General features: G+C 70.3%; 21 protein-coding genes. 12 read left to right on the forward strand and 9 right to left on the reverse strand.

Annotated elements, in window-relative coordinates; genetic code table 11:
* Positions 1-7: 7 nt before the first annotated feature.
* The 5 genes from ACVTJA_RS45360 to ACVTJA_RS45380 all read left to right on the forward strand — a co-directional run bounded on the left by ACVTJA_RS45360 (position 8) and on the right by ACVTJA_RS45380 (position 3,930).
* On the forward strand, positions 8-1,003 hold the full coding sequence (locus tag ACVTJA_RS45360; RefSeq protein ID WP_465830169.1) for an aldo/keto reductase family protein: 996 nt from the start codon (positions 8-10) through the stop codon (positions 1,001-1,003).
* 259 nt (positions 1,004-1,262) lie between these two features.
* Entirely contained in the window at positions 1,263-1,757 is a 495-nt protein-coding gene (locus ACVTJA_RS45365; protein ID WP_465830171.1) for a universal stress protein, read from the forward strand.
* Between the two features lie 207 nt (positions 1,758-1,964).
* The gene (locus ACVTJA_RS45370; RefSeq protein WP_465830173.1) at positions 1,965-2,675 is read left to right on the forward strand and encodes a MotA/TolQ/ExbB proton channel family protein; all 711 of its coding nucleotides are present in this window, start codon (positions 1,965-1,967) and stop codon (positions 2,673-2,675) included.
* A 3-nt stretch (positions 2,676-2,678) separates the two neighbouring features.
* Positions 2,679-3,116: an ExbD/TolR family protein gene (locus ACVTJA_RS45375; protein ID WP_465830174.1), complete on the forward strand. Its 438-nt coding sequence runs from the start codon at positions 2,679-2,681 to the stop codon at positions 3,114-3,116.
* A 16-nt stretch (positions 3,117-3,132) separates the two neighbouring features.
* Entirely contained in the window at positions 3,133-3,930 is a 798-nt protein-coding gene (locus ACVTJA_RS45380) for an energy transducer TonB (RefSeq protein WP_465830175.1), read from the forward strand.
* Positions 3,931-3,982: 52 nt separating this feature from the next.
* Here the strand turns inward: ACVTJA_RS45380 and ACVTJA_RS45385 are convergent, their stop codons facing one another.
* The gene (locus tag ACVTJA_RS45385) at positions 3,983-4,474 is read right to left on the reverse strand and encodes a MarR family winged helix-turn-helix transcriptional regulator (protein WP_465830176.1); all 492 of its coding nucleotides are present in this window, start codon (positions 4,472-4,474) and stop codon (positions 3,983-3,985) included.
* Between the two features lie 313 nt (positions 4,475-4,787).
* Between ACVTJA_RS45385 and ACVTJA_RS45390 the strand changes: the two genes are divergently transcribed.
* The gene (locus tag ACVTJA_RS45390) at positions 4,788-6,236 is read left to right on the forward strand and encodes a TolC family protein (protein WP_465830177.1); all 1,449 of its coding nucleotides are present in this window, start codon (positions 4,788-4,790) and stop codon (positions 6,234-6,236) included.
* Positions 6,237-6,378: 142 nt separating this feature from the next.
* Positions 6,379-6,597 (forward strand): hypothetical protein, encoded by a 219-nt coding sequence (locus ACVTJA_RS45395; RefSeq protein WP_465830179.1) that lies wholly within the window; start codon positions 6,379-6,381, stop codon positions 6,595-6,597.
* A gap of 26 nt (positions 6,598-6,623) precedes the next feature.
* Here ACVTJA_RS45395 and ACVTJA_RS45400 read toward each other — a convergent pair whose 3' ends face one another.
* Positions 6,624-7,667 carry a Rieske 2Fe-2S domain-containing protein gene (locus ACVTJA_RS45400; RefSeq protein ID WP_465830180.1) on the reverse strand — a complete coding sequence of 348 codons (1,044 nt, stop codon included), beginning with the start codon at positions 7,665-7,667 and terminating at the stop codon, positions 6,624-6,626.
* A 141-nt stretch (positions 7,668-7,808) separates the two neighbouring features.
* Between ACVTJA_RS45400 and ACVTJA_RS45405 the strand changes: the two genes are divergently transcribed.
* Positions 7,809-8,705, forward strand: a complete 897-nt coding sequence (locus ACVTJA_RS45405) for a DUF547 domain-containing protein (RefSeq protein WP_465830182.1) — start codon at positions 7,809-7,811, stop codon at positions 8,703-8,705.
* Between the two features lie 4 nt (positions 8,706-8,709).
* Here the strand turns inward: ACVTJA_RS45405 and ACVTJA_RS45410 are convergent, their stop codons facing one another.
* The 3 genes from ACVTJA_RS45410 to ACVTJA_RS45420 form a co-directional block, all read right to left on the reverse strand.
* Positions 8,710-11,547, reverse strand: a complete 2,838-nt coding sequence (locus tag ACVTJA_RS45410; protein WP_465830184.1) for a cation-translocating P-type ATPase — start codon at positions 11,545-11,547, stop codon at positions 8,710-8,712.
* A gap of 121 nt (positions 11,548-11,668) precedes the next feature.
* A complete protein-coding gene (locus ACVTJA_RS45415) occupies positions 11,669-12,244 on the reverse strand; it encodes a DUF4865 family protein (RefSeq protein WP_465830186.1) in 576 nt (191 codons plus the stop codon).
* Positions 12,245-12,257: 13 nt separating this feature from the next.
* Complete coding sequence (locus ACVTJA_RS45420) at positions 12,258-12,653, reverse strand: tautomerase family protein (RefSeq protein ID WP_465830188.1); 396 nt, start codon at positions 12,651-12,653, stop codon at positions 12,258-12,260.
* Positions 12,654-12,731: 78 nt separating this feature from the next.
* Between ACVTJA_RS45420 and ACVTJA_RS45425 the strand changes: the two genes are divergently transcribed.
* Complete coding sequence (locus ACVTJA_RS45425) at positions 12,732-13,655, forward strand: LysR substrate-binding domain-containing protein (RefSeq protein ID WP_465830190.1); 924 nt, start codon at positions 12,732-12,734, stop codon at positions 13,653-13,655.
* Between the two features lie 100 nt (positions 13,656-13,755).
* Here ACVTJA_RS45425 and ACVTJA_RS45430 read toward each other — a convergent pair whose 3' ends face one another.
* The 4 genes from ACVTJA_RS45430 to ACVTJA_RS45445 all read right to left on the reverse strand — a co-directional run bounded on the left by ACVTJA_RS45430 (position 13,756) and on the right by ACVTJA_RS45445 (position 18,620).
* A complete protein-coding gene (locus tag ACVTJA_RS45430; protein WP_465830191.1) occupies positions 13,756-14,340 on the reverse strand; it encodes an imm11 family protein in 585 nt (194 codons plus the stop codon).
* Between the two features lie 2 nt (positions 14,341-14,342).
* A complete protein-coding gene (locus ACVTJA_RS45435; RefSeq protein ID WP_465830193.1) occupies positions 14,343-14,699 on the reverse strand; it encodes an AHH domain-containing protein in 357 nt (118 codons plus the stop codon).
* Between the two features lie 462 nt (positions 14,700-15,161).
* The gene (locus tag ACVTJA_RS45440; protein ID WP_465830195.1) at positions 15,162-17,369 is read right to left on the reverse strand and encodes a site-specific recombinase; all 2,208 of its coding nucleotides are present in this window, start codon (positions 17,367-17,369) and stop codon (positions 15,162-15,164) included.
* A gap of 228 nt (positions 17,370-17,597) precedes the next feature.
* Positions 17,598-18,620, reverse strand: a complete 1,023-nt coding sequence (locus ACVTJA_RS45445; protein WP_465830197.1) for a BPSS1187 family protein — start codon at positions 18,618-18,620, stop codon at positions 17,598-17,600.
* A gap of 293 nt (positions 18,621-18,913) precedes the next feature.
* Here ACVTJA_RS45445 and ACVTJA_RS45450 point away from each other — a divergent pair, with 293 nt between their 5' ends.
* The 3 genes from ACVTJA_RS45450 (at position 18,914) to ACVTJA_RS45460 (ending at position 23,430) form a co-directional block, all read left to right on the forward strand.
* Positions 18,914-20,113, forward strand: a complete 1,200-nt coding sequence (locus tag ACVTJA_RS45450) for an FIST signal transduction protein (protein ID WP_465830198.1) — start codon at positions 18,914-18,916, stop codon at positions 20,111-20,113.
* 126 nt (positions 20,114-20,239) lie between these two features.
* Positions 20,240-21,916 (forward strand): isovaleryl-CoA dehydrogenase, encoded by a 1,677-nt coding sequence (locus tag ACVTJA_RS45455; protein WP_465830200.1) that lies wholly within the window; start codon positions 20,240-20,242, stop codon positions 21,914-21,916.
* Positions 21,916-23,430 (forward strand): class I adenylate-forming enzyme family protein, encoded by a 1,515-nt coding sequence (locus ACVTJA_RS45460; protein ID WP_465830202.1) that lies wholly within the window; start codon positions 21,916-21,918, stop codon positions 23,428-23,430. The genes ACVTJA_RS45455 and ACVTJA_RS45460 overlap by 1 nt, the downstream gene beginning before the upstream one ends.
* Positions 23,431-23,462: the final 32 nt, after the last annotated feature.

The following is a 23,462-nucleotide window of genomic DNA, read 5'->3' on the forward strand; positions in this document are numbered from 1 at the left end:
CGCACCTATGCACTTCCGCAAGCTCGGTCGCAGTGGCCTGGTCGTCAGTGAAATCTCCTACGGCAACTGGATTACCCACGGCTCGCAGGTCGAGGAGGAGGCCGCGCTCGCCTGCGTGCGCGCGGCACTGGACGCGGGCATCACCACCTTCGACACCGCGGACGTCTACGCGAACACGCGGGCCGAGGAGGTGATGGGCCGCGCGCTGAAGGGCCAGCGCCGCGCCGGCTACGAGCTGTTCACCAAGGTGTACTGGCCCACCGGCACCGGGAAGAACGACCGGGGCCTGTCCCGCAAGCACATCCTCGAGTCCATCGACGGCTCGCTGAAGCGGCTCCAGACGGACTACGTGGACCTGTACCAGGCCCACCGCTTCGACTTCGAGACGCCGCTGGAGGAGACGATGCTGGCCTTCGCCGACCTCGTCCGCCAGGGCAAGGCGCTCTACATCGGCGTCTCCGAATGGACGGCGGACCAGATTCGCCAGGGCGCCGCGCTGGCCCGCGAGCTGCGCGTGCCCTTCATCTCCAACCAGCCCCAGTACTCCATGCTGTGGCGGGTGATTGAGTCGCAGGTCATTCCCACCTCGGACGCGGAGGGGCTGGGGCAGATTGTCTGGTCGCCCCTCGCCAAGGGCGTGCTCACCGGCAAGTACCTCCCCGGCAAGCCGCCGCCGGCCGGCAGCCGCGCCACGGACCCGACCGGCTCGCGCTTCATGACGGAGCTGATGTCGGACGACGTGCTCACCCGCGTGCAGCAGCTCCAGCCGCTGGCGAAGGAGGCCGGCCTCACCATGGCCCAGCTCGCCCTCGCCTGGGTGCTCCAGAACAAGAGCGTCTCCTCCGCCATCATCGGCGCCACCCGCCCGGAGCAGGTGCACGACAACGTGAAGGCCGCCGGCGTGAAGCTGGACGCGGAGCTCCTGCGCCGCATCGACACGGTGCTCGGCCCCATCGTGGCGAAGGACCCGGCCCTCACCGAGAGTCCGTCCCGGCGCCCGTAGGCCACCCGCCTCCAGACAGGCGGTCTGGCGCACGGCGTCCCGGCGGCTCTTCGGTGCGATGAAGCACGAGGAGCTGTCTGGCGCCCGGCATCCCGGCTGCACTTCAGTGCGAGGAAGCACGAAGAGCGCTCCGGATGCGCACCTGCTGCGCGTCCGGCCGGGGCTGCCGCATGCCTTGCGCCACCGGTGCGCGCCGTCCCCCGAGCCAGGACTGGCACGGGAGGTGGAAGGACTCCCATGCGAGGGGAGGACCTGACCGATGCGACGAATCCTGGTGGCGGTGGACGAGACGGAGGCCTCGCATGATGCGGCACGGATGGCAGTCGAGTACGCGGAGCGCCTGGGCGCCCGACTGACTTTCGTCCACGTACTGCCCAAGCCCGTGTCCGGGGGCGGCTCGCAGGACGCGCCCGAGTTCGCCGCCTTCGAGCAGGCCTGCGAGTCGCACGCCCTGCGGCTTTTGGACGAAGCCTGCCAGCTCACCGGCAGGCCCGCCCCGCGCGCGGACACCCAGGTGCGATACGGAGACCCGGTGGAGGTGCTCTGCTCCGCCGCGCTCGCCGAGGACGTGGACCTGGTGATGACGGGGACCCGGGAGCGAGGCCCCCTGGCGCGCGCGCTGCTCGGCAGCGTCGCGGAGCGGCTGGTGAGAGAGTGCACCAAACCCGTACTGGTGGTGCCCCACCGGCAAGGCCCCACCGGAAGTCACACCCCGGTGAAGCCGCCCGACACCACCGGGCGTGCCACCAACTGATGCGCCGGTAACACGCCGGCGCCTGGGACGTATGCGGGGCGTGACACCGTTCCCTCCCGCGCCTCCTCCCCGTCCACCAGCAGGCGGAAGGGCTCCAAGTGGGCCGTTCCATTTGACTTTCACTGCGGGGGGAACAAGAGATGGGCGCGCGAGTTGGCAACCGGGTTACGTCAGACTTGTAACCCACCTACACCCAGGCTTCCCTTCATGACGCCCTTCCTCCTCCTGTCCCAGACGGGCCAACCCGAGATTGGCTGGCTCAGCAGCAAGCTGCTCGGCGTGACGCTCACCTCCGCCGAGTGGGTGTTGTGGATTCTCGTCGTCCTCTCGGTGCTCTCCATCGCCATCATGCTGGAGCGCACGGTGTACTTCGCCCGCCACCGGCTGCCGGACTCGGAGGGGCTGGCCGTGCGCCTGGCGCGCGGCGACTTCGAGGCGGCGCGCAAGGCGGTGGAAGGCAAGAGCGGCATGGAGGCCGCCGTCGTCCGCGAGGCGCTGGCGTCCACCGCCATGGGCGCGGACACCGTGGAGCAGGTGATTGCCTCCACCATGGCCCGCGAGCGTCCCCAGTACGAGCGCTTCCTCTCCTTCCTCGGCACGCTGGGCAACAACGCTCCGTTCATCGGCCTCTTCGGCACGGTGCTCGGCATCATCAAGGCCTTCCACGACCTCGGCAACGCCAACGCGAAGGGCGCGGCGATTCAGCAGACCGTCATGGCCGGCATCTCCGAGGCGCTCGTCGCCACGGCGGTGGGCCTCGCCGTCGCCATTCCCGCCGTGGTGGCCTTCAACATCTTCAACCGCCAGCTCAAGACGCTCACCAGCCGCGCCAACGCCCTGGGCTACGCCCTCGTGGGCAGCCTGCGCGCGGAGCGCCCCTCGTCCGATGCGGCCCCTCGCGCCGCGGAGGTCCGCTAGGCCATGGCGGGAGGCGCCCAGCAGGACAACGACGAGGAAATCACCGGCATCAACGTCACGCCGCTGGTGGACATCGTGCTGGTGCTGCTCATCATCTTCATGGTGACGGCCAACTTCATCGTCCGCGAGACGGTGGAGGTCGACCTGCCCCGCGCGGCCAACGGCGGCGAGACGGTGCAGGGGCTCGTCAACGTGGTGCTCGACAAGGAGGGCAAGCTCTACTTCGACGGCGCCGAGGTGAATGAGGCGGACCTCACGCGCAAGGTGGCCGAGCAGGTGGCGAAGGACAAGGACACCCGCGCCATCATCAGCGCCGACCAGAGCCTCGCGTACGGCCGGGTCATGCGCCTCATCGACGTGGTGAAGGGCCAGGGCATCGCGAAGTTCGCCCTCAACATCGAGAAGGACGTGGCCCCCGCGGCCACGCCCGCCGCGCCCTGAAGCGAGACTTCAGCCCATGAGCCAGGCAGTCCTCGACAGCGCGTCCCTGCCTCCCCGCCGCGACCGTTCCCTGACGTTCGTGGGCATCTTCCTGCTCGCGTCGCTGGTGCTGCACGGCGGCGGCTTCTGGATGCTCGCGCGCATGGCGGAGCGGCCCCGCCCCGTGGCCCAGCGCCCGGTGGAATTGGTCATGGTGGAGGTGCAGAAGCCGCCCCCGCCGCCTCCGCCCGAGGAGAAGAAGGAGGAGCCCAAGCCGCCTCCGCCCAAGCCCAAGCCGGTGAAGCCCCCGCCCGTGAAGGTGGCCGAGGCACCCAAGCCGCCGCCCCCGGTGGACGCGCCGCCCCCGCCCAACGACACGCCCCCGCCCGAGCCGCAGGCCAAGCCTCCGCCGCTCGTGGTGGGCATGACGATGTCGTCCACCACCAGCGCCGGCACCTTCGCCGCGCCCGTGGGCAACACCGCCTACGGCAAGGTGGACCGCACCGCGAAGGACCCCAAGGAGGTGAAGGGGTACTCCGCGCCGAAGTACACGCCCATCTACCAGGTGGACTCCGAGCCCACCGTCGCCTCCGAGGTGAAGATTCCCTACCCGGAGGAGGCCCGCCGCGCTGGAATCGAGGGCACGGTGACGCTGTCCATCACCATCGACAACGAGGGCAAGGTGGTGGCCGCGAAGATTCTCAACGGCCCGGGCTATGGCCTGAACGAAGCGGCGCGCGATGCCATCAAGCGCTTCCGCTTCAAGCCGGCCATCAAGGGCGGCGAGGCCGTCTCCACGGAGATGAAGTACTCGTACACCTTCCTGCTGGACTGAGTCGGCCGCTCTCTCTGCATCCGGGGGAGCGGGCCGCGCTCTCCCGCCATGCTCACTGCGGCCGCAGCGCGCGGCGCATGATGTCGCGCAGGGCGCGCAGGTCCTCGTCGGGCAGCGCGGCGATGGCCTCGGGCGGCTCGGCGATGCGGTCCAAGAGCCGCTCGCGCAGGGCCGCGCCGGCCTCCGTCAGCACCAGCATCTTCACCCGCCGGTCCTGCTCGGAGCTGCGCCGCTCCACCAGCCCGCGCGCCTCCATCCGGTCCACCAGGCCCGTGACGTTGGACGCGTCGCACGACAGGTAGCCCGCCAGGGTGCTCATCGCCAGCGGTGCCTCGCCGAGCTGCCGCAGCACGTGCGCCTGCACCGGCGACAGCTCGAACTCCGCCGCCAGCGCCGGGAAGTTGCGCATGTGCGCATGCATCAGCTCGAAGAGGAGCGTCCACGCCTGGCGTGGCAGGTCCGCCGCCTCCGGCTCCGTGGTGGCCTCGCTCCGCCGTCGCGAGTCCGCCGGCTTCGTCTTCCGTTCCAGATGCTCGCTGCTCATGCCTTCCAATGTAATTCCACCCGAGCACCTAAACAATTGACTTCATCAACCTTTGACGATTAATACATTCCGGAGCTTCCAATTTCGGACGTCCTGGCCTATGCGTCCGGGGCCCCGGAGGGCAGGAGGGCGGTGGCCGTGTCGCGGATGACTCCCATTAGCGTCGTCGGGGTGCGCGCCGCCTTTTTCCTGTCGTTTCCAGGGGCACCGGGTGAGAAGCCCAGGCGCTCGGAGCGATGAGACAACCCGTAGCAAGTCCTTTTGGACGTCGTGGGCCCGCGCCGGCGCGGGCACCTGAGGAGGTAGAGGCGGTATGAGCTCACTTCTGGCGCTGACCCTGGCGGCCACCCTGGCCGCGGCACCGCCGACTGCATTGACCCTGGAGGATGCGCTCTCCCGGGCCCGCAAGGAGAACCTGGACCTGAAGGCCGCGCAGGCCCGCCTGGAGCAGGCGGACACCGCGTCTCGCAAGGCCTGGGCGGGGTACCTGCCCACCGTCACCGCCAGCGGCGCCATCATCCGCAACTCGAACGCCGCCGAGATTCCCCCGGGCATCCTCGCCCCGGTGCCCATCACCATCCAGCCGCTCATCCAGCGGCAGGCGCAGATTGAAGCGCGCCAGGCCATCATCGCCCCGCAGCTGTGGGCCGCCATCTCCGCCGCCTACAAGTCCGAGCGCGTGGCGGCGCTGAACGTGGAGCAGGCGCGGCGCGAAATCCTCTTCGGCGTGGCGCAGGCGTACTACGGCGCCGCGGCGCAGGCGCAGGCCGTGACGGTGCAGGAGCGGCTGGTGGAGCTCAACGGGGCGCGCGCCAAGGACACCCGCGTGCGCTTCGATGCCGGCACGGTGACGCGCGTGGCGCTGCTGCGCGCCGAGCAGGACCTGTCCCGCGCCGAGCAGGACCTCATCCGCGCGAAGAACGCGGAGGCCTCCGCCAGGCTGGTGCTGGCCACGCTGCTGGCCTTCGACGACGCGAACTTCACGGTGGCGCCGCCTCCGGAGCCGCAGGTGCCGGTGAAGACGGACGCGGACGTGCTCTACCAGAGCGCGCTGGAGAAGCGCGCGGACGTGGCCGCCTCGCGTGAGACGGTGGAGCTGGCCCGCACCCAGAAGCTGGGGACGTACCTGGCCTACCTGCCCACGCTGGGTGTGAGCGCGGCCTGGCGCATCGCCAACGCGGCGGGCTTCGCCGGCTCCAATGACACCTGGGCCATCACCTTCGCGGCGAGCTGGACGCTGTTCGACGGCGGCCTGCGCGAGGCCAACGTCTCCGAGGCCTCCGCCCGCGTCGCGGAGAGCCTGGCCAACGCGCGCAAGTCCGAGCTGACGGCGCGCGAGGAAGTGAAGCGCGCGCAGCTGGATTTGGAGAGCGCCCTGGCCAACCGCCTCAAGGCGGAGCAGACGGTGGAGCTGGCGCGTGAGTCCCAGCGCCTCACCGACGTGTCCTTCAAGGCCGGCGTGGCCACCTACCTGGAGGTCGCGGACGCCAACACCGCGCTCACCAGCGCGGAGATTGGCCTCGTCAACGAGCGCCTCCAGTCGTCCCTCGCGGCGCTGCGCCTGCTGCGCTCCGTGGGCGCCTTCGAGGCCCGCGCGCTGGACACGGACCTGAAGGACCCGGACACGGTGCCGCCGCACCTCCAGCCGCTGCCGGGTGAGGCCGCGCCGCGGCAGCTCGAGCAGCCGCAGCAGGAGGGCACCTCCGCGCCGCAGACGCAGCCGGAGCAGCCCGCGCAGCAGCAGCCGGCGCCCCAGCAGTAGGCCCGGGATTCACGCGCCCGGCGCCCATTCCCGGGCGCCGGGCCGTCTGCCCTGGAGCGCGGGTGGCGAGCGGCGCTTGTGAGCGCCCACCACCGGCCCCACCCTCGGAAGGAGGTATTCCAACCTTCCCGAGGAGGACGTCATGGCGGACGGACAGTGGGGAAACTGCAAGGGCTGCAAGTACTTCGGCAGCCACAATCCCCAGCCCGGCGGCGACGAGACGAGCCGGTGCATGCAGCCGGAGCTCCAGGAGTTCGAGCTGGAGGTCTCCGGCAACAGCGGCTGCAACGCCTGGGAGGCCCGCGCCGGGGTGGCAGGCACGGCGACGCCCTACACGGAGCCCGCGCCCTCCATCCACTGAAGGCCGCGCGCCCCCCGGAAGCACCCTCAGCCGCTGGTGGCCTCGCGCGCGAGCGGCACCGGCGCGACGGCCGGGCCCGTGCGGTAGTAGATGCGCTCCATGAGCCGGCGCTGGTGGACGAGCGGCTTGTCGTACTTGTCCAGGCGCATGCCCTTGTGGCTGTAGGGCGTGCCGGCCACGGTGGGGATGAAGCGCGCGTCGTCGCGCACCTCCCACCACGTCAGCGCCGCGGCCGCGCGAGCCGCCACCGGCAGCAGCGGCCGCATCGCCGGCACCACGCACTTCAGGAACGAGAAGACGTGCAGGCGCGTGGTGTTCGCCGTCTCCGGCACGAAGAAGATGTTGGCGCGGGTGATGAACGGCCGCGACTTCCCCTCGGGTGACACCCAGCTCACGGTGTACTGGCTGCGCACCGGGTCGAAGCGCGTCACCCAGTCGTTCTGGAAGAAGTCCCCGTCGCGCACGCCCAGCAGCTTCATGAGGGGCGCGGCGCGCTGCGGGGCGCGGTAGTGCACCCGGGTGCGGTCCTCGAGGTTGTGCGCCTCGAACTCCACCTGGTCCGCGCTCGGGTCGTCCCAGCCGAGGCGCGTGTGGACGTAGGGTGTGTGCTCGTCCTCGCTGAAGTTGTCGAGTGACACGTGCAACGGCGCCTCGAACAACTGCGAGAAGGCCCCGCCGAAGAGGTACTCGTCGGCCTCCATGTCCGGCATGGCGGACAGCGGCGTGTCCCGCTCGGCCAGCCAGAGGTAGTCGTGGCGCTCCACCACCTGGAAGCTGCGCGCGTCGCAGTGGCGCAAGTCAGGCTGGCTGGGGTTGGCGCCCTTGCCTTCCGCGTCGAAGCGCCAGCCGTGGTACGGGCACTGGAGCCTCCCGTCCGCGCGCACCTGCCCCTTGGACAGCGGCGCGAAGCGGTGGGGACAGGCATCCGCGAGCGCCGCGGGCTTCCCCGACGCGTCCCGGAAGAGGACATAGGCACAGCCCGCGACCTCCACGCGCACCGGCTTCTTGCCGAGCGAGCGGACGGGGAGCACGGGATGGAAGTGACGGATGACGTCGGGCGTAGGCTCCATGACGCCCCGAGTATAGCGGTGCTCCTCGTGGCTGGCGCCAGAGCGGCGTGAGGCCGATGTCCCGCGGAAGGGGTGCGGACCCGACTCCACGCCCCGGGGACGGAGGCGGCCTCCAGGTCCCCTGGCCTATGATGCGAGGCCGTGGACGCTCCGCCCTCCCTCGCGCGCCGCCTCCGGGTGCCCGCCCTGCTCTTCGCCGTGACGGCCCTGGCCGTCGCCACCGCGGCGCTGCACGTGCAGGGCCTGCTGCCCGCGAGCGTGCCCTCGGCGTCCGAGCCCTTCCACTACAGCGGCTACGCACAGGTGCTGCGGTACGTGCGGCCGGATGGGGACGTGGACTTCGCCTCGGTGGGCCACGAGCGCGAGGTGCTGGACGGCTTCGTCGCGTCGCTGGCCTCCTTCTCGCCCCACAACCGCCCGGATGTCTTCCCCACGCCCGAGGACGCGCTGGCCTACTGGCTCAACGCCTACAACGCGCTCGTCCTCCAGCAGGTGGTGGACGGCTACCCGTATCTGGAGTCCGTAAGGCAGCCCTGGCTGGGGCGCTTCTTCTGGGGCCGCTCGTGGCCGGTGGGCGGCGAGCGGCTGACGCTGTGGGCGCTGGAGAACCGCGTGCTGGGCACCGAGTTCGCCGACCCGCGCATCCACTTCGCCCTCTTCCAGGGCACGCGCGGCGGCCCCCGGTTGGATGGCGCGCACTTCCAGCCGGAGTACCTGGACGCGCAACTCAACGACGCCGCCCGCCGCTTCATGGCCGACAAGCGCCACGTGGACCTGGACGGCGGCACCGTGCACCTCGCCCGCCTCTTCGACACGTACCGCGACGACTTCCTCCGCGCGCTACCGGAGGGGCGCGGCGGCAACGTGCTCCAGTTCGTCTGGGCCTTCCTGCCGGACACCTGCGAGGAGCGGCCCGGCTGCGCCACGCGGAGCGACCTGGACCGCGCCTGCGGCCCGAAGCTGGACCGCTGCCGCGTCGTCTACGCGCAGGAGGACTGGACGCTCCCGGACGCCGCCGCCCGGGAGCCCCGTCCCTGAAGCCTCACGCCGAAAGCCGCTCACGAGGCCCCGGGCGCTTCGGTCCGTCCTCGTCGCGCCGCACCTGCCGCACCACCTGCGTGCCCCGGCGCTGGAGCAGCCACTTCTCGAAACCCACCACCGGGAGCACCACCGCGCCCACCAGCACGGACAGGCCAATGGCCCCCGGCGTCAGCGGCGCGGTGCCGAACACCCGCTGCATGAAGGGCACGTACATGAAGGCGAGCTGCAGGAGCACCAGCACGCCCACGCCGACGAAGACGGTGGGGTTGCTGAAGAAGCCCACCTTGCGCAGCGAGCCGGTGAGGGTGCGGCACATCAGCATGTAGAAAATCTGGAAGCTGATGACGGTGTTGACGGCCATCGTCTGCGCCTCGGCCAGCGCCACCGGGGGTCCGAGGCGCGGCACCTCGCGCCAGTACTCCCAGAGGAACAGGACGATGGCGCCCGCGGCCATCAGCAGCGCCACCAGGCCGGTGCGCATCACCACGAAGCGGCTGAGCACCGGCGCGTCCGGGTCCCTCGGCGCGCGGCGCATGATGTCCGACTCCTTCGCCTCGAAGGCCAGCGGCAGCGCCAGCGACACGGTGGCCACCAGGTTTATCCAGAGGAGCTGCGTGGGGAGCATGGCCATCAGCGGCACCATGCGCCCGCCGATGTCGTCGATGGGGAAGAACGTCACACCGAACATGAGGATGAGCGCGAGGCCCAGGTTGGTGGGCAACACGAAGGCCAGGGACTTGATGAGGTTGTCGTAGACGCGCCGCCCCTCCTCCACCGCCGCGGCGATGGAGGCGAAGTTGTCGTCCGTCAGCACGATGTCCGCCGCCTCCTTGGACACCGCCGTGCCTGTAATGCCCATGGCCACGCCGATGTTGGCCTGCTTGAGCGCGGGAGCGTCATTCACGCCGTCGCCTGTCATGGCCACCACGTGACGCCTCGCCTGGAGCGCCCGCACCAGCCGCAGCTTGTGCTCGGGGGCCACGCGCGCGAAGACATGCGTGTGCGTGGCCACCTCCTGCATCTGGGTGTCGTCGAGCGTGGCGAGCCGCGCGCCGGTGATGCCCTGCGAGCCCGGCTCGTGGAGGCCGAGCTGCGCGCCAATCGCCTCGGCCGTCGAGGGATGGTCGCCCGTAATCATCTTCACGACGATGCCCGCCTCGTGGCACGCGCGCACCGCGGCGATGGCCTCCTCGCGCGGCGGGTCAATCATCCCCTCCAGCCCCAGCAACCGCAGCCCCTGCCCGACGTCCTCCTCGGAGATGCCCGACTGCGACGCGGGCACCTCCCGGGCGGCCACCGCGAGCACGCGCATGCCCTGCCGCGCCATCCGCTCCACCTCCCCCATCACCGCCTCGGGCGCGGCGCCGTCATGCGGAACGCAGCGGCGCAGCACGGCTTCCGGCGCGCCCTTGAGGAGGACGCGCCGGTGCCCCTGCCCTTCGTCGTGCAGGGTGGCCATGAACTGGTGCTCGGACTCGAAGGGAATGGCGTCCAGGCGCGGGCACTTCGCGCGGGCCTCGTCCACGCGCAGACCCACCTTCTCCGCGGCCACCACCAGCGCGCCCTCGGTGGGGTCGCCCGTCATCTCCCAGCGGTCGCCCCGCCCCTGGAGCGCGGCGTCGTTGCACAGCGCGCCGGCCCGCAGCAATTCGCGCACGTCGTCCGGCACCGTGCCCAGGGGCTTGCCGTCGCGGCGCAGCTCGCCGGTGGGCGCGTAGCCCACGCCGGTGAGGGAGCAGCGGCCCGACGGCGTCCACAGCTCCTGCACCGTCATCTCGTTGCGCGTGAGGGTGCCCGTCTTGTCCGAGCAGATGACGGTGGTGCTGCCCAGCGTCTCCACCGCGGGCAGCTTGCGGATGACGGCGCGCCGGGCGGCCATGCGTTGCACGCCGATGGCCAGGGCGATGGTGACGATGGCGGGCAGGCCCTCGGGGATGGCGGCCACCGCGAGGGTAATGGCCACCACCACGGCCTGACTGATTTCGTAGCCGCGCCACAGCCCCACGCCCAGCAGCACCACGGAGACGAGGAGGATGCCCACGGTGATGTACTTGCCGATGACGGCCAACGCCTTCGTCAGCGGCGTCTGGAGGTCGGTGGCCTGGCTCAGCAGCGTGGAGATGTGCCCCACCTCCGTGGCGCCGCCGGTGGCCACCACCACCGCGGAGGCCGTGCCGGACGTCACCAGCGTGCCGCCGAAAACGAGGCTCGTCCGGTCTCCCAGCACCGCGTCCTCCTCCACCGGGGACACCTGCTTGCGCGCCGGTACGGACTCGCCCGTGAGCGCGGCTTCCTCCACCTGGAGGTTGCGCGACGCGAGCAGCCGCATGTCCGCGGGAACCCTGTCACCCGACGCCACCTCCACCACGTCCCCGGGTACGAGCTGCGCGGCGGGTACCGACGCCTTGCGGCCCCCACGCACCACGGTGGCGCTCTCGGGCACCATGCGGCTGAGCGCCTCGATGGCCTTGCCCGCGCGGTACTCCTGCACGAAGCCGATGAGGGTGTTGAGCACCACCACGGCCGCCACCACCAGGCCGTCCGTCACCTTGCCCATGGCGATGGCCAGCACCGCGGACGCGATGAGCACCCAGATGAAGGGGCTGTTCACCTGTCTCCAGAGCAACTTCAGCGGCCCCTCGGCCTTCTGGCGCTGGAGGACGTTGGGCCCGTAGCGGGCGAGGCGCTCGCGTGCCTGCTCGTCCGTCAGGCCCTGCTGCCCGCTCTCCACTCGCGAGAGCACCGCCTCGGGAGGCAGGGCATGCCAGGGAGGCGAGGCAGGCGACCCGGCGGGTGGTGGCGTGCGCGCCAGGCTCTGGGCGTTGGGCTCGTCTTGCATGGCGGCGGCTCCTCCACGAGCAATCTGGTGACGGTGGTGACCAGGGCCATCTTACGGAGGAGAACGGCGGCACGAATCACGAGAATTCGTTCGGATGTGTTCGGGAAAGCCGAAGCTTCGGCTACCGCCCAACGGTCGCCACCGCGGGAGCCGATACGTGTCCGACGCGGTACGACTGAAAGCCCTCGCGGCCGAAGACGTCGCGCGGCTCGCGCCAGAGCCGGAATCGCACCAACGTCCACGTCGTCGGCTCGTAGGCCGTCACCGCGCTCAGGGCGCCGTCCCGAGTCACGTCATCGTCCACGGCCCGCGCCTCTCGCTCTCTCAACGCGGCCAGCGCTGTGTGCGGAGCAATCGAGGTGACCTCTCGCGTGGCATATCGGGCCTCCTTCAGTGACGGCAGCCACGAAGCGTGGAGCACCAGTCCCGTGCGGATGGAGGGCCACCCGAAGGACTGCGTGAGCGCCGCGAAGCCCTCTCCTCCGAGGAAGGCGTTCATCCCCTCCACCTGTCTCCACACGTAGAACGGGGCGTAGAGGTTCTCGTGGCTCGCGTCGCCACGGCAGGCGTAGAGGAACGCCTTGAACCCAAGGCCCGGAAACTCATCCATCAAGTGGCCCTTGGTGGCGATGCGGTTGCGGATGATGGCCATGTCGTAGTCGGCCGGAAGCGCGAAGCTGTACTGCATCGCGAGCATGACGACGCTCCTCTCAAGGGGTGCGCGGCTCCACCATGGACGCGAGGCCGTCCGAGAAGGACCACTCGTCGGCCTGGCTGGTGGTGATGACGACCATGACGTCACGGGGGGAGATGCCGGGTGACTCCGCGAGCAACTCCACCAGCCGCCGGTAGAACGCCTTCCGGGTCTCCGTGCCGCGCGGGCGTCCGGCGGTAATCGCAATCAGCACGTAGTCATCGCCGCGCGGCCCGCCGAGGTAGTGACGGTCGAAAATCAGCTCCTCGGGCTCGAGCTGGTGGATGACCTGGAAGCGGTCATCGGGCGGGACTTCGTAGGTCTCCACGAGCGCCCGATGCAGGTTGTCGGACAGCGCGCGCAGGTACTCCCGGGACTTGCCTCTGAGCAGCGAAATGCGGGCGTAGGGCATGCCGGAGGAGTAATCAGCGAGAGGCATCCCGAAAATTTGAATGTTTTGAACCGACCCTCCACGAAAACGGGACGATTGATGCAGCCCCCCACCTTCGACCTCGACGTGCTCCGCAGCTTCACGGTGGGACTGGAGCTGGGCAGCTTCGCGAAGGCCGCTCGCCGGCTCGGCCTCTCGACGTCTGCGGTCAGCGCGCAGTTGAAGAAGCTGGAGGAGCAGGTGGGGAGCCCCATCCTGCGCAAGTCCGGACGCGGCCTCGCGCTGACGCCCACCGGTGAAGTCCTGCTCAGCTACGCGCGCCGGCTGCTCGCGCTCAACGACGAGGCCGCCACGGCCGTGCGGAGCGCGGACCTCGAGGGCGCGGTGCGGCTCGGCTTGCAGGAGGACTTCGGGGAGGGGCTGCTGGCCGGAGTGCTCGGCGGCTTCGCTCGCGCGCATCCGCGGGTGCGCATCGAGGCGCGGCTGACGCGCAACGCGGAGTTGCTGGAGCAGGTGCAGCTCGGCCGGCTGGACCTCGCGCTCGCGTGGGACGCGGGCACGCGCACCGCGCACGTACGGCGCGTGGGGGAGGTGCCGCTGTGCTGGATTGGCGCGTCCGATACGCCGGCGGAGCCGCGTGCGTCGGGAGAGCCGCTGCCCCTGGTGGCCATCGAGGCGCCGTGCCTGATGCGGAGCATCGCCGTCGCCGCGCTCGACAAGGCGCGCATTCCGTGGCGGCTCGCGTTCACCAGCGCGAGCCTCGGTGGCGTATGGGCGGCGGTTGGCGCGGGACTCGGCGTCACCGTGCGCACTCGGGCGGGCTTGCCGGCACACCTCCAGGTATTGGACTCGATGCCCGCGCTGCCCGCCATCGGCCTGGACCTGCACCGCTCGGAAGCGGAGCCGGCTCCCGCCGTGCGCCGGCTGGAGGAGATGATGCTGGCGCACCTGCATGTGTGGGCGCCCTCGCTGGGCACGTCCCGCTCCACTCCGTCTTCACGCACGAAACCCGCGAACAACTGACGTCCACCGCGCCTTATGTCGTGCGTAGGAGACAGCTACAGCCTCGGTCACGTGACTGCCGACAAGTGATTGAGTGCTTTCAGCTGGCGGGCCAGCCCGCTCAGCGGAAGGAGGCAGAGTCGTTCCAGTCCGGCACGGGGATGAAGCGCAGCCCCTCCGGCGGAGGCGTGAGGCTCATCACCCGGTCCACCACGGACTCGTGGAAGAAGCAGGTGGATGGAGATTCGGCCAACACGAAGATGCGCCGCTCGTCCAAGGGCATGCCTGCGAGCAACGCCTCTTCGAGCACGAGCCTGTCGAGGCTCAGCAACGTCAGTCCGCTGGGGGAGAGCTTGAAGACTGACTCCTGCCGGTTCATGCAGCGTAGCTCGTTGTACACGTGCAGCAGCCAGTAGCGCCGCACGTCCCCCTCGGCAACCCGAACGTCTGCTGGCACCCACTGCGTATGGTGAAGAGGCACCGACTCCATGACCTCCTTGAGGCGTGTCGAGAGGACGGGCTTCGGAAGGCTGTGGTGGTCCACCATGACCGGCTTGGGAGGCACCGGCTCCGCCAGGCGCAGCCGGACGGGCTCCGTCACATTCACAGGCTTGCCCTTGTAGAAGGCGCTGCCACTCTGGTCCCAGCCCAGCAGCGGGTGGACGTTGGAGGCAGCCCGTTCGAGGACGAAGTACTCACGCTGCATGGCTACTCCCCAACTCGCAGCGCTCGACGCTCGAGCGGCTTCCCGGTAGCCCCATGCGCCAGCGCGTGAGCCCGCCTGCGCGGACATGCGCGCGTTTCGCGCGTCAGCGCACTCGGGTCCGAGCAGAATGCGCCGCGGACGATGAGGGCCTTGATGTCGTCCGTCCTGGCCATGACCGCCTTGGGGTATGCCATCTGGACGTCGTGGGCCCAACCCGCCGCGTGGTTGCCGCGATGAACCGGCACATGCAGCTCACAGGCGACCTCCATCCGGGATGGCAACATGACGCCGTTCTTCCGGCGGTTGATGTTGTACCCGTACTGCCGGCAGAACTTCGCCCAGTCCTCGTCATCGGCCATGGCCTCAGAGCAGATGAGGTGGTGCGCGGCGATGGACCAGCGCCCGGTGTACCAGGGGTGAGCCTGCGGCTCCTGACCTTGGAGGATGGCCTCTCCAAGCCACGCGGAGTTGCCGATGTGGCTGCCCCACTCGGGCGCGAACGGATGCTCGGGCCTCCCGCAGTACTCACATGGCTTCTTGTCAGGCGGTCGCGGTCCGTCACCAGGTCCCGACTTCTCGAATCGGATTCTCCCGCCTGCACGGATGATGACGGACATGCTTCGGACGGTACGCCCAGCCGCGGAAGACGCGGCATGAACGGAAGTGCGGAACAGCGTCGCGGAGAAAACAAAGCGAGTTCGATGCCCACCGCGCGCCGGCAGAACTGGGCTGCCGCCACCAGCCTGGCGCCGGTGCTCGCGAAGGGGTCCAGCACCATTCCGCAGCCTGCTAGCGCAGGCCGCACGCATGACACTCCACACTCAGTGATGCGTGGTACCACCCTGCCCCGGACGGCGAGCACCGCGCGGCCGTGCGGCGGAGCGCACCGCCATCGGAGACTCGGGGCGGTGTGCGGGCAGCAGCGGCTGTGGCGGAAGCACGAAGTCGGACAGGGAGCGGATGCCTCCGGCGAGCACCACGCGCACGAGCCGCAACATCCCCACCGGCTCCAGCCCCCGCGCGCGTACCGCGGCGCCCAGCCCCAGCGCGAAGCTCACGCCCAGGTTGGCAACCGCCACCGTCCCGAGCCCCGCCACCGCCCAGAGGAAATCCGGCGTCAGCAGCTTCTCGGGCCCCAGCGCCGCGCCCGCGAAGGTGAGCGTGCCGGCGCTCAGGGTGACGTGCCGGACATCCAGCGGCAGTCCGAAGAAGTGACTCACCGCGGGCGTCATGCCGAGCAGGACTCCCAGCGCGACATTGGCCCCCAGTCCGCAAGCCTTGCGCGAGAACGCGGCGCCCAGCTTCCGCGCCCGGGTCTCACCCATCAACCGGATGAGGCCGGGATGCCGCGCGAGCGCCTCCGGCAGCCGCCGGTAGTGCACCCAGTTCTCGAACCAGCCACCGCAGACACTGGAGCACCACAGCAGCACACCGGTGAACGCGGCGAAGAACACCGTGCCACCGCGGAACGGATGCAGCGAGTGCACCACGTACTCCGCCTCCTTCTGGCTCAGCAGCGACTGGCCCCGGAGCGCCTGGAGGGCGATGCCCACGAAGGTGGCCGTCGTCACCACCGCGCCGAGGTTGCCGAACACGGACGCCAACTGCGAGCGGGTGATGCAGGCCAGGTGGTCCACGAGGCCGCGCATCCCCTTGTCGCCAGCCTTCACGTCCATGGAGACCGCCAACGCCGCGCCCGTCATGGACGGCTGCTTCGTGGCCAGCGTGAAGCCCAGCACCTGGATGAGCAGGAAGCTGAGCGCGTAGTTGGCGGAGGCCGCCAGCCCCTGGAAGAACAGCGGCAGCGCCGCGAAGCCGATGAGCAGCTTCAGCGCGGCCGTACCCGCGGTGAGCAGCCCGCCGCCGGCCGCCGCGCTCACCAGCCGGTGGTAGTCGTCCGGCCCCGTGGTGATGTAGTGGCGGCCCACCTCACCGGTGTGCTCGAAGATGCGGCGCGAGATGCAGCGCACGCTGCCTCGGAACAGCCCGGAGATGCTGCGTCCCTGCGCGTGCGCCCGAACCAGCGACGACAGCAGCCGGACCGACACGCACGCGCGAGGCCGCGAGCCGCCCGGTGAGAGCAGCCACAGCAGCGCCTCCAACCGGTCCAGCACCTGACCGAGCAGCTCCAGCCGGTAGACGAGGTCAGTGTCCACCGCGTGCGCATGCAGGTGGTGCTGCACCGCCCGCGCGTCGGCGCGACAACGGGCGATGACCTCGGCACAGTCCATCCGCGCCTGCTCGAGGTCCTGTCCCTCGGCATCCGCCCGCACGGCGACGCGAAGCGCTTCGCAGGCGCGCGGCAGATGGACGAAGGCCGAGCGAGCGAGCGGCGCCGGAGACAACCGGGACTGCACGTCCCCCGCGAGGCCGAGGGCGCTGGCACGCGAGGCCAGCACCGCCACCGCGTCCTCCACCGCCGCGCCCAGCGGGGCGAAGCACTCCGGCCCGAGCAGCGAGCAAAGCGCGGCCACGTGCTCCTCGGCCAACTCTTCCAGCCACGTCGCGTCGGCGGAGGTGCGGAACCAGCGCCAGACCCATGTGGACAGCTCGCGCTCGTCGGACACGGCCGGCACCAGCCGCTGGCCCAGCCGCCCCATGAGGTCACCCAGCAAGCCGCGTCCAGTGGAGAGGCCCGGCTCGGACAACAACCGCGGCGCGGACGTGTCGGCGAACACGGAGGAGAGAACCTCGCGCACGGACTCGAGCCACGCGGGGACCTGCGTGAGCACCTCCACCAGCAGTCGCAGGCGCGCGGAGCCCGAGGACTCCACCGGCGCCAGCAGGCTGGGCAGCCCGTGACGGAACGTCACGGCCGCCTCGGCCCGGAGCCAACGCACCATCTGCTCCAGCCAGGCCAGCCGCTCCGGCAGCGGCGCCAGCGCGGAGGCCGAGGCCAGGAGCGTGTGCAACTCCCCCAGCGCTTCCCTCCTCTCGGGTGGCTCCGGAAAGAGCTTCAGCAGCGGTTCGGGACTCTTCGACGGGACATGGGGCGCGAGGCCCGGAGCGGGAGCAGCGCTGGGAGTCATGTGTTTCAAATTTTGTATTCAAACAAACAAAATGAGAAACCGGCGTGCACGCGCACGCCTGCTCCACGAGCATCCCCAATGCCTGTCTGCCCTCACGGAAGGGACGGCCACCGTCTCACCGCGAGTCCCGAGCACCGACGCGGTGACGACACCCCGCCGCAATGCAAGACACCGCGCGAGGACACGCCAGGGGAACATGTCCTCGCACGGGGTGGCCCTACCGCGACTTCACGGCCACAGGTTCTGCCACTCGGTGAAGAACTGCGCGTCGCGAATCACGCAGGCGTGCGGGTCCGAGGGGCACAGGCCGGTGGAGCTGGTGATGCGGCTCCACTGCGCGTTCATCCGCTCCGGAGCCCAGTGCTTCGGCGCGTCCGGGTCGCAGAGGTCCAGCGTGTAGCCGGTGCTCGTCTGCCCGCGCGCGATGAGGCCGCGATACGTGTCGGCGCCGGGGGCCGTGGTGAACGGAGGCAGGGACCAGCTCGCGATGGGCCCCGGGTTGCCGAGCGCGTCGCACGGAGAGGCGAGCATGACGACGCGGCGCACGGCGTAGTCCTTGCCGATGACGCCCGCGTGGCCGCCGCCCTGCGAGTGCCCGGAGATGATGAGCTTCGCCGGGTTGATGCGGCACAACAGGGTGCAGGACGGGTTGACGAGGAAGCTGCCCCAGCCGCCCGCCGGGTCTCCCGTGTCGCGCAGGTACACGAGCAGCCGCGTCAGCCGGGGGATGATGGCGTCCTCCCGGTTCATGGTCGTCACGGCGCTGCCGGGCTGGACTTCGCCGGTGATGAGCGTGCGGCGCGTGGCGAGGTAGCACGCATCATCCGCGCCGCAGAGCTGACCGATGGCGGGCGAGTTCTGGTACGCGAGCCCGATGACGCGGTAGCCCTTGGAGGAGGCGCTCGCGTAGATGCTGTGGTTCGCGTCCGCGAAGACGCCGCTGAGAGAGTTCTCCGGCTTGCCGCCCGTGCCCGGCAGGAAGACGACGAGCTCCGCCTTCGTCGGTGCCGCGGGGCGGATGACGACGTGCGGGTCCAGGTAGCTCCCCGAGCCGGGCGTCCCCACCTCCGTCGGAGTGACGAGGCGACAGACGGCTCCCGTGGGGCCGGTGCAGGTGCTCACGCCCTGCTCCACGCGCTCCACCGCGGGGGACTCCGATGCGGGCTCCGGCCCCGCTCCGCACCCCATGGCCAGGCCCAACCCCACCACGACGGGGGCACACCACCGCATCCACATGCTCGGCTTGCTCAAGCAGACGCCTCCTTGACGGCCAGCCGGTGGATTCCCGCTGGCAACGGCCGCTCCCACGGCGCGCCCGGGCTTCAACACGGGCCGTGAACATTGGTTGCGGGGCACCCTTGCTTTTCACCCCAGGCCCGCAAAATTCCGTGTGGAGTCGAAGTCTTTCGTGACGCGCGGCGGGTCAACAACGCACCACCGATGTGAGTGATTGGGAGAAGCCCGGGCAGGCCTCCGAGCGCTGCTCGCGCGGGTGGTACGCTGACACGCATCCTCGATTCGCGCCCCCTCGGAGAGGAAACAGCATGTCGGCTCGCATCGTCTTGGCCCACTCGACCGCGAAGGACGAAGTCAGCGCCGCGCGGGAGCTCGCAACCCAACTGCATCAGCAGGCCGCCGGTGCGCCCGTGCGGGGCGGGCTCGTCTACTGCACCGTCGGCGTGCAGACCTCGGCGCTGCAGAAGGCGCTCGTCGAGCAGCTTCCCGGAGTGCCCTTCATCGGCTCGACGTCGTGCGTGGGCGTCGGCTCGGCGGAGGGCTTTCGCACCGAGCGAATCGTCAGCGCGTTCTGGCTCGTCGGTGACGGCTTCCGCTTCGGCGTGAGCGCGCTGGCTCGCGACGGCGATGTCCGCGCCCAGGGCCGGGAGCTCGCCAGCAGCGCGGTGAAGAACGGTGGGTTCTCCCCCGAGGCGGCGCGCTTCGCCGTCGTGCACGCGACGCCCGGCGGCGAGGAGTCGCTGCTGGCCGGGCTCTACGACGTGCTGCCCCGCCGCGCGCTCCTCGCCGGAGGCAGCGCAGCCGACAACGACATCAGCGGGCAGTGGTCCGTCTTCTCTTCAGCGGGGGTCCACCGGAATGGCGCGGTGCTCGCCGTGTGCGACTGGCCCTGGAAGCTCACGGCCATGTGCCAGGGCGGCTACCTCGTCACCCGGCACCGCGGCACCGTCACCCGCGCCAGCGGACGCACCGTGTACACCATCGACGGGCGGCCGGCGGCGGACGTCTACAACGAGTGGCTCGACGGCCAGTTGAAGTCCTTCCTCCAGACGGGTGGCACGGTGCTGAGCAACACGACGCTCTGCCCGCTCGGCATCCCCCGCACCATGGAGGGCCTGGAGACCCACGTCGTCGTGCACCCGGAGAAGATTCTCATGCCCGAGCGCGCGCTGACACTCTTCGCTGACGTGAAGGAAGGCGAGAAGCTCGTCCTGATGCGCAGCACGGAGGGGGCGCTCGTGAAGCAGAGCGGACAGCTCGCCGAGTGGGCCCTGGGCAGCTCGGGGCTCCAGCGGGACAAGCTCGCGGGCGCGCTGCTCGTCTACTGCGCGGGCTGCATGCTCACGATTCAAAAGCAGATTCCCGACATGCTCGGAGACTTCCAGCGGGTGCTGGGCAAGACGCCCTTCCTGTCCATCTTCACCTTCGGTGAGCAGGGCTGCGTGATGCCCCAGCGGGCCGAGCACGGCAACCTCATGACGAGCCTGCTGCTGCTGGGCAACTCCTGACACACAGGCATCAATTTCTTTCAAGCCAGGAGTGGCTGCGCCCTCGGGCCCCAGTGGCCTGGGGCCGCCATTCACGGTAAAGCAGGGACAGCCTGGGCTTCGAGCCCGCGCGGGAGGACCTCCATCATGACCGACCCCAACGCCATCGCCGCTGGCTTCCTCACCCACGAAGTCACCAACCAGCCCCCGCCGCTCGTCTACGACGCGTGGCAGACGGACCGCGTGCTGCGCGAGGTGGTTGCGCGCGAGGGCGGCGGCTGGGCCGAGGCCGAGCTCGCGAAGTACGGCATCCTGGCGGGCGGCGAGATGCAGCAGCTCGCGGTGCTGGCCAACGAGAACAAGCCCAAGCTCCGCGCGTTCGACCGCTATGGCCACCGCCGCGACGAGGTGGAGTTCCATCCCTCGTACCACCGGCTGATGGAGCTGGGCATGGCCTACGGCGTGTCCGGCTTCGCGTGGCGCAACGAGGACAAGCCTGGCGCCCACGTGGCGCGCATGGCCTTCTTCTATCTGCACAACCAGGCCGACCAGGGAACGAGCTGTCCGCTCACCATGACGTACGCCTCCGTGCCCGCGCTGCGCCACCAGCCGGAAATCGCGCGCGAGTGGGTGCCGCGCGTGTCGTCCGCCACCTACGACAGCCGCTTCGTCCCCGGCTGGCAGAAGGCGGGCAACACCATCGGCATGGGCATGACGGAGAAGCAGGGCGGCTCCGACGTGCGCACCAACACCACGAAGGCCCACCGGCTGGGCAACGCCCGCGGCCCCGGCCAGACGTACGCGCTGGTGGGCCACAAGTGGTTCTTCTCCGCGCCCATGTGCGACGCCTTCCTCGTGCTCGCGCAGGCGGAAGGGGGCATCTCCTGCTTCCTGATGCCGCGCTTCACGCCGGACGGTGAGCTGAACGCCATCCGCATCCAGCGCCTCAAGGACAAGCTGGGCGACTGGAGCAACGCCTCGTCCGAGGTGGAGCTGCAGGGTGCCTTCGCGTGGATGGTGGGCGAGGAGGGACGCGGCGTCTCCACCATCCTGGAGATGGTGGCCATGACGCGGCAGGACTGCATGATTGGCTCCAGCGGGCAGATGCGACAGGCGCTGGTGCAGGCGCTGCACTACACGCGCAACCGCGTCGCGTTCGGCAAGAAGCTCGCGGACCAGCCGCTGATGCGCAACGTGCTCGCGGACCTGGCGCTGGAGTCCGAGGCGCACCTGACGCTCACCGCGCGCGTGTCCCGCGCCGTGGACGCCAGCCCCCGCGACGCGAAGGAGGCGGCCTTCGCGCGCATCGCCACCGCCGTGGGCAAGTACTGGGTCTGCAAGCGCACGCCCGTCTTCGTCAGCGAGGCGCAGGAGTGCCTGGGCGGCGTGGGCTACGTCGAAGAGGCCAACCTCGCCCGCCTGTACCGGCAGGCGCCGCTCAACTCCATCTGGGAGGGCAGCGGCAACATCCAATGCCTGGACGTGCTGCGCGCCGCCTCGCGCGAGCCGGCCAGCCGCGAGGCCCTCTTCGCGGAGCTGCTCGCGGCGCAGGGCGGGCACGCGGCCTACGACGCGGCGGTTGCACGTCTGCACAAGGAGCTGGCCAACACCGAGGCGCTGGAGGTCCGCTCGCGCTTCATCGTCGAGGGGCTCGCCGTGGCGCTGCAGGCGTCGCTGCTCATCCGCGCGGGCAACACCGCGGTGTCGGACGCCTTCTGCGAGTCGCGCCTGGGCGGCGCCCATGGGCAGACGCTCGGCACACTGCCGGCGCACGCGCCGATGCAGGCGCTCATCGAGCGCGCCTTCAGCGAGGAGGCGAAGTGATGTGGACGCTCGACGAAGTCCTCACGACGGCCGCGCGGAAGTACGGCTCCCGCGAGGCGCTCGTCACCACGAGCCGGCGCGTCACCTTCGCCGAGCTCGACGCGGCCGTCACCCGGATGGCGACCCATCTCCAGACGTACGGCGTGGGCCGGGGTGACAAGGTCGCCGTCTTCGGCCGCAACTCGATTTCGTGGGCGGTGGGCTTCCTCGCGACGCTGCGGCTGGGCGGCACGGCGGTGCCCCTCAACCACAAGCTCGCCCCGCCGGAACTGGCCTTCATCGTCGGCCACAGCGAGAGCAAGGTGCTGCTGGCGGACAAGGACCTGTCCGCCGGCGTGCCCGACAGCAGCCGCGAGAAGTGCCGCGTCCTGCTGCTCGACGGGGATGACAGCATCGACGGCGTGTCGCTGTTCGACGGGCCCGCGAAGCGTGATGCGCGGTGGGGCTGTGACTCCGGCGACGTGGCGGAGATTCTCTACACGTCGGGCACGACGGGCCTTCCGAAGGGCTGCCTGCACTCGCACGCCAACGTCATCTTCGCGGGCATGGCGAGCAGCCTCGCCTACGGCCTGGACTCCACGGACCGCGTCCTGCTGGCGATGCCGGTGTGGCACAGCTTCCCGCTCAACAACCTGTTCCTCGGCAGCCTCTACGTCGGCGCCACGGTGGTGATGATGCCGGAGTACCACCCGCTCGGCATGCTGGAGACGATTCAGCGCGAGCGGTGCACGCTCTTCTTCGGCGCGCCGGTGGCCTTCCTCATGCCGCTGCGCGTGGTGCCGGACTTCGAGCGCTACGACTTGAGCAGCATCCGGACCTTCCTCTACGGCGGCGGTCCCATCGACGCGGACACGTCACGCCTGCTCGCGAAGCGCTACCGCTCCGAGCGCTTCTTCCAGATTTTCGGCATGACGGAGACGGGCCCCACGGGCACGCTGCTGCGGCCGGAGGAGCAGGTGGCCAAGGCGGGCTCCATCGGCCGCTACGCCGTCAGCGGCTGCGACGTGAAGGTGATGCGCGACACCGAGACGGAGGCGAAGCCGGGCGAGGTGGGCGAAATCTGGATGCGGTGCCAGTCGATGATGCTGGGCTACCACCGTGACCCGGAGGCCACCGCCGCCGCGTTCCACGACGGCTGGTACCGCACCGGCGACGTGGCCCGCCTCGACGCGGACGGCTACCTGTTCATCGTCGACCGGCTGAAGGACATGATCATCACCGGGGGCGAGAACGTGTACTCGAAAGAGGTCGAGGACGCGCTCGCCGGCCACCCGGACCTCGTCGAGTCGGCGGTCATCGGCATTCCGCACCCGGACTGGGGTGAGACGGTGGCGGCCGTCCTGGTGCTGAAGCCGGGCGCCACCTTCAACGAGGCCAGCCTCCACGCCCACTGTGAGACGCGGCTCGCGCGGTACAAGTCGCCGCGCATCTACCACGTGGCGGACACCCTGCCCCGCACGCCCTCGGGCAAGGTCATCAAGGTCGAGCTGCGCAAGAAGTACGCGCGGTCCTGAAGCACACGGACGCACCGGGGAGCGTACACCAG

The sequence above is a fragment of the Pyxidicoccus sp. M6 genome (genome assembly GCF_055568925.1).

Bases quoted from the DNA above. Each gene is read 5' to 3' on its own strand.
- ACVTJA_RS45425 (WP_465830190.1), top strand. From the start codon at position 12,732: ATGCAGCCCCCCACCTTCGACCTCGACGTGCTCCGCAGCTTCACGGTG.
- ACVTJA_RS45370 (WP_465830173.1), top strand. From the start codon at position 1,965: ATGACGCCCTTCCTCCTCCTGTCCCAGACGGGCCAACCCGAGATTGGC.
- ACVTJA_RS45375 (WP_465830174.1), top strand. From the start codon at position 2,679: ATGGCGGGAGGCGCCCAGCAGGACAACGACGAGGAAATCACCGGCATC.
- ACVTJA_RS45400 (WP_465830180.1), bottom strand. From the start codon at position 7,667: ATGGAGCCTACGCCCGACGTCATCCGTCACTTCCATCCCGTGCTCCCC.
- ACVTJA_RS45360 (WP_465830169.1), top strand. From the start codon at position 8: ATGCACTTCCGCAAGCTCGGTCGCAGTGGCCTGGTCGTCAGTGAAATC.
- ACVTJA_RS45365 (WP_465830171.1), top strand. From the start codon at position 1,263: ATGCGACGAATCCTGGTGGCGGTGGACGAGACGGAGGCCTCGCATGAT.
- ACVTJA_RS45460 (WP_465830202.1), top strand. From the start codon at position 21,916: ATGTGGACGCTCGACGAAGTCCTCACGACGGCCGCGCGGAAGTACGGC.
- ACVTJA_RS45435 (WP_465830193.1), bottom strand. From the start codon at position 14,699: ATGGCCGATGACGAGGACTGGGCGAAGTTCTGCCGGCAGTACGGGTAC.
- ACVTJA_RS45395 (WP_465830179.1), top strand. From the start codon at position 6,379: ATGGCGGACGGACAGTGGGGAAACTGCAAGGGCTGCAAGTACTTCGGC.
- ACVTJA_RS45385 (WP_465830176.1), bottom strand. From the start codon at position 4,474: ATGAGCAGCGAGCATCTGGAACGGAAGACGAAGCCGGCGGACTCGCGA.
- ACVTJA_RS45430 (WP_465830191.1), bottom strand. From the start codon at position 14,340: ATGCAGCGTGAGTACTTCGTCCTCGAACGGGCTGCCTCCAACGTCCAC.
- ACVTJA_RS45450 (WP_465830198.1), top strand. From the start codon at position 18,914: ATGTCGGCTCGCATCGTCTTGGCCCACTCGACCGCGAAGGACGAAGTC.
- ACVTJA_RS45390 (WP_465830177.1), top strand. From the start codon at position 4,788: ATGAGCTCACTTCTGGCGCTGACCCTGGCGGCCACCCTGGCCGCGGCA.
- ACVTJA_RS45440 (WP_465830195.1), bottom strand. From the start codon at position 17,369: ATGACTCCCAGCGCTGCTCCCGCTCCGGGCCTCGCGCCCCATGTCCCG.
- ACVTJA_RS45415 (WP_465830186.1), bottom strand. From the start codon at position 12,244: ATGCTCGCGATGCAGTACAGCTTCGCGCTTCCGGCCGACTACGACATG.
- ACVTJA_RS45455 (WP_465830200.1), top strand. From the start codon at position 20,240: ATGACCGACCCCAACGCCATCGCCGCTGGCTTCCTCACCCACGAAGTC.
- ACVTJA_RS45410 (WP_465830184.1), bottom strand. From the start codon at position 11,547: ATGCAAGACGAGCCCAACGCCCAGAGCCTGGCGCGCACGCCACCACCC.
- ACVTJA_RS45420 (WP_465830188.1), bottom strand. From the start codon at position 12,653: ATGCCCTACGCCCGCATTTCGCTGCTCAGAGGCAAGTCCCGGGAGTAC.
- ACVTJA_RS45380 (WP_465830175.1), top strand. From the start codon at position 3,133: ATGAGCCAGGCAGTCCTCGACAGCGCGTCCCTGCCTCCCCGCCGCGAC.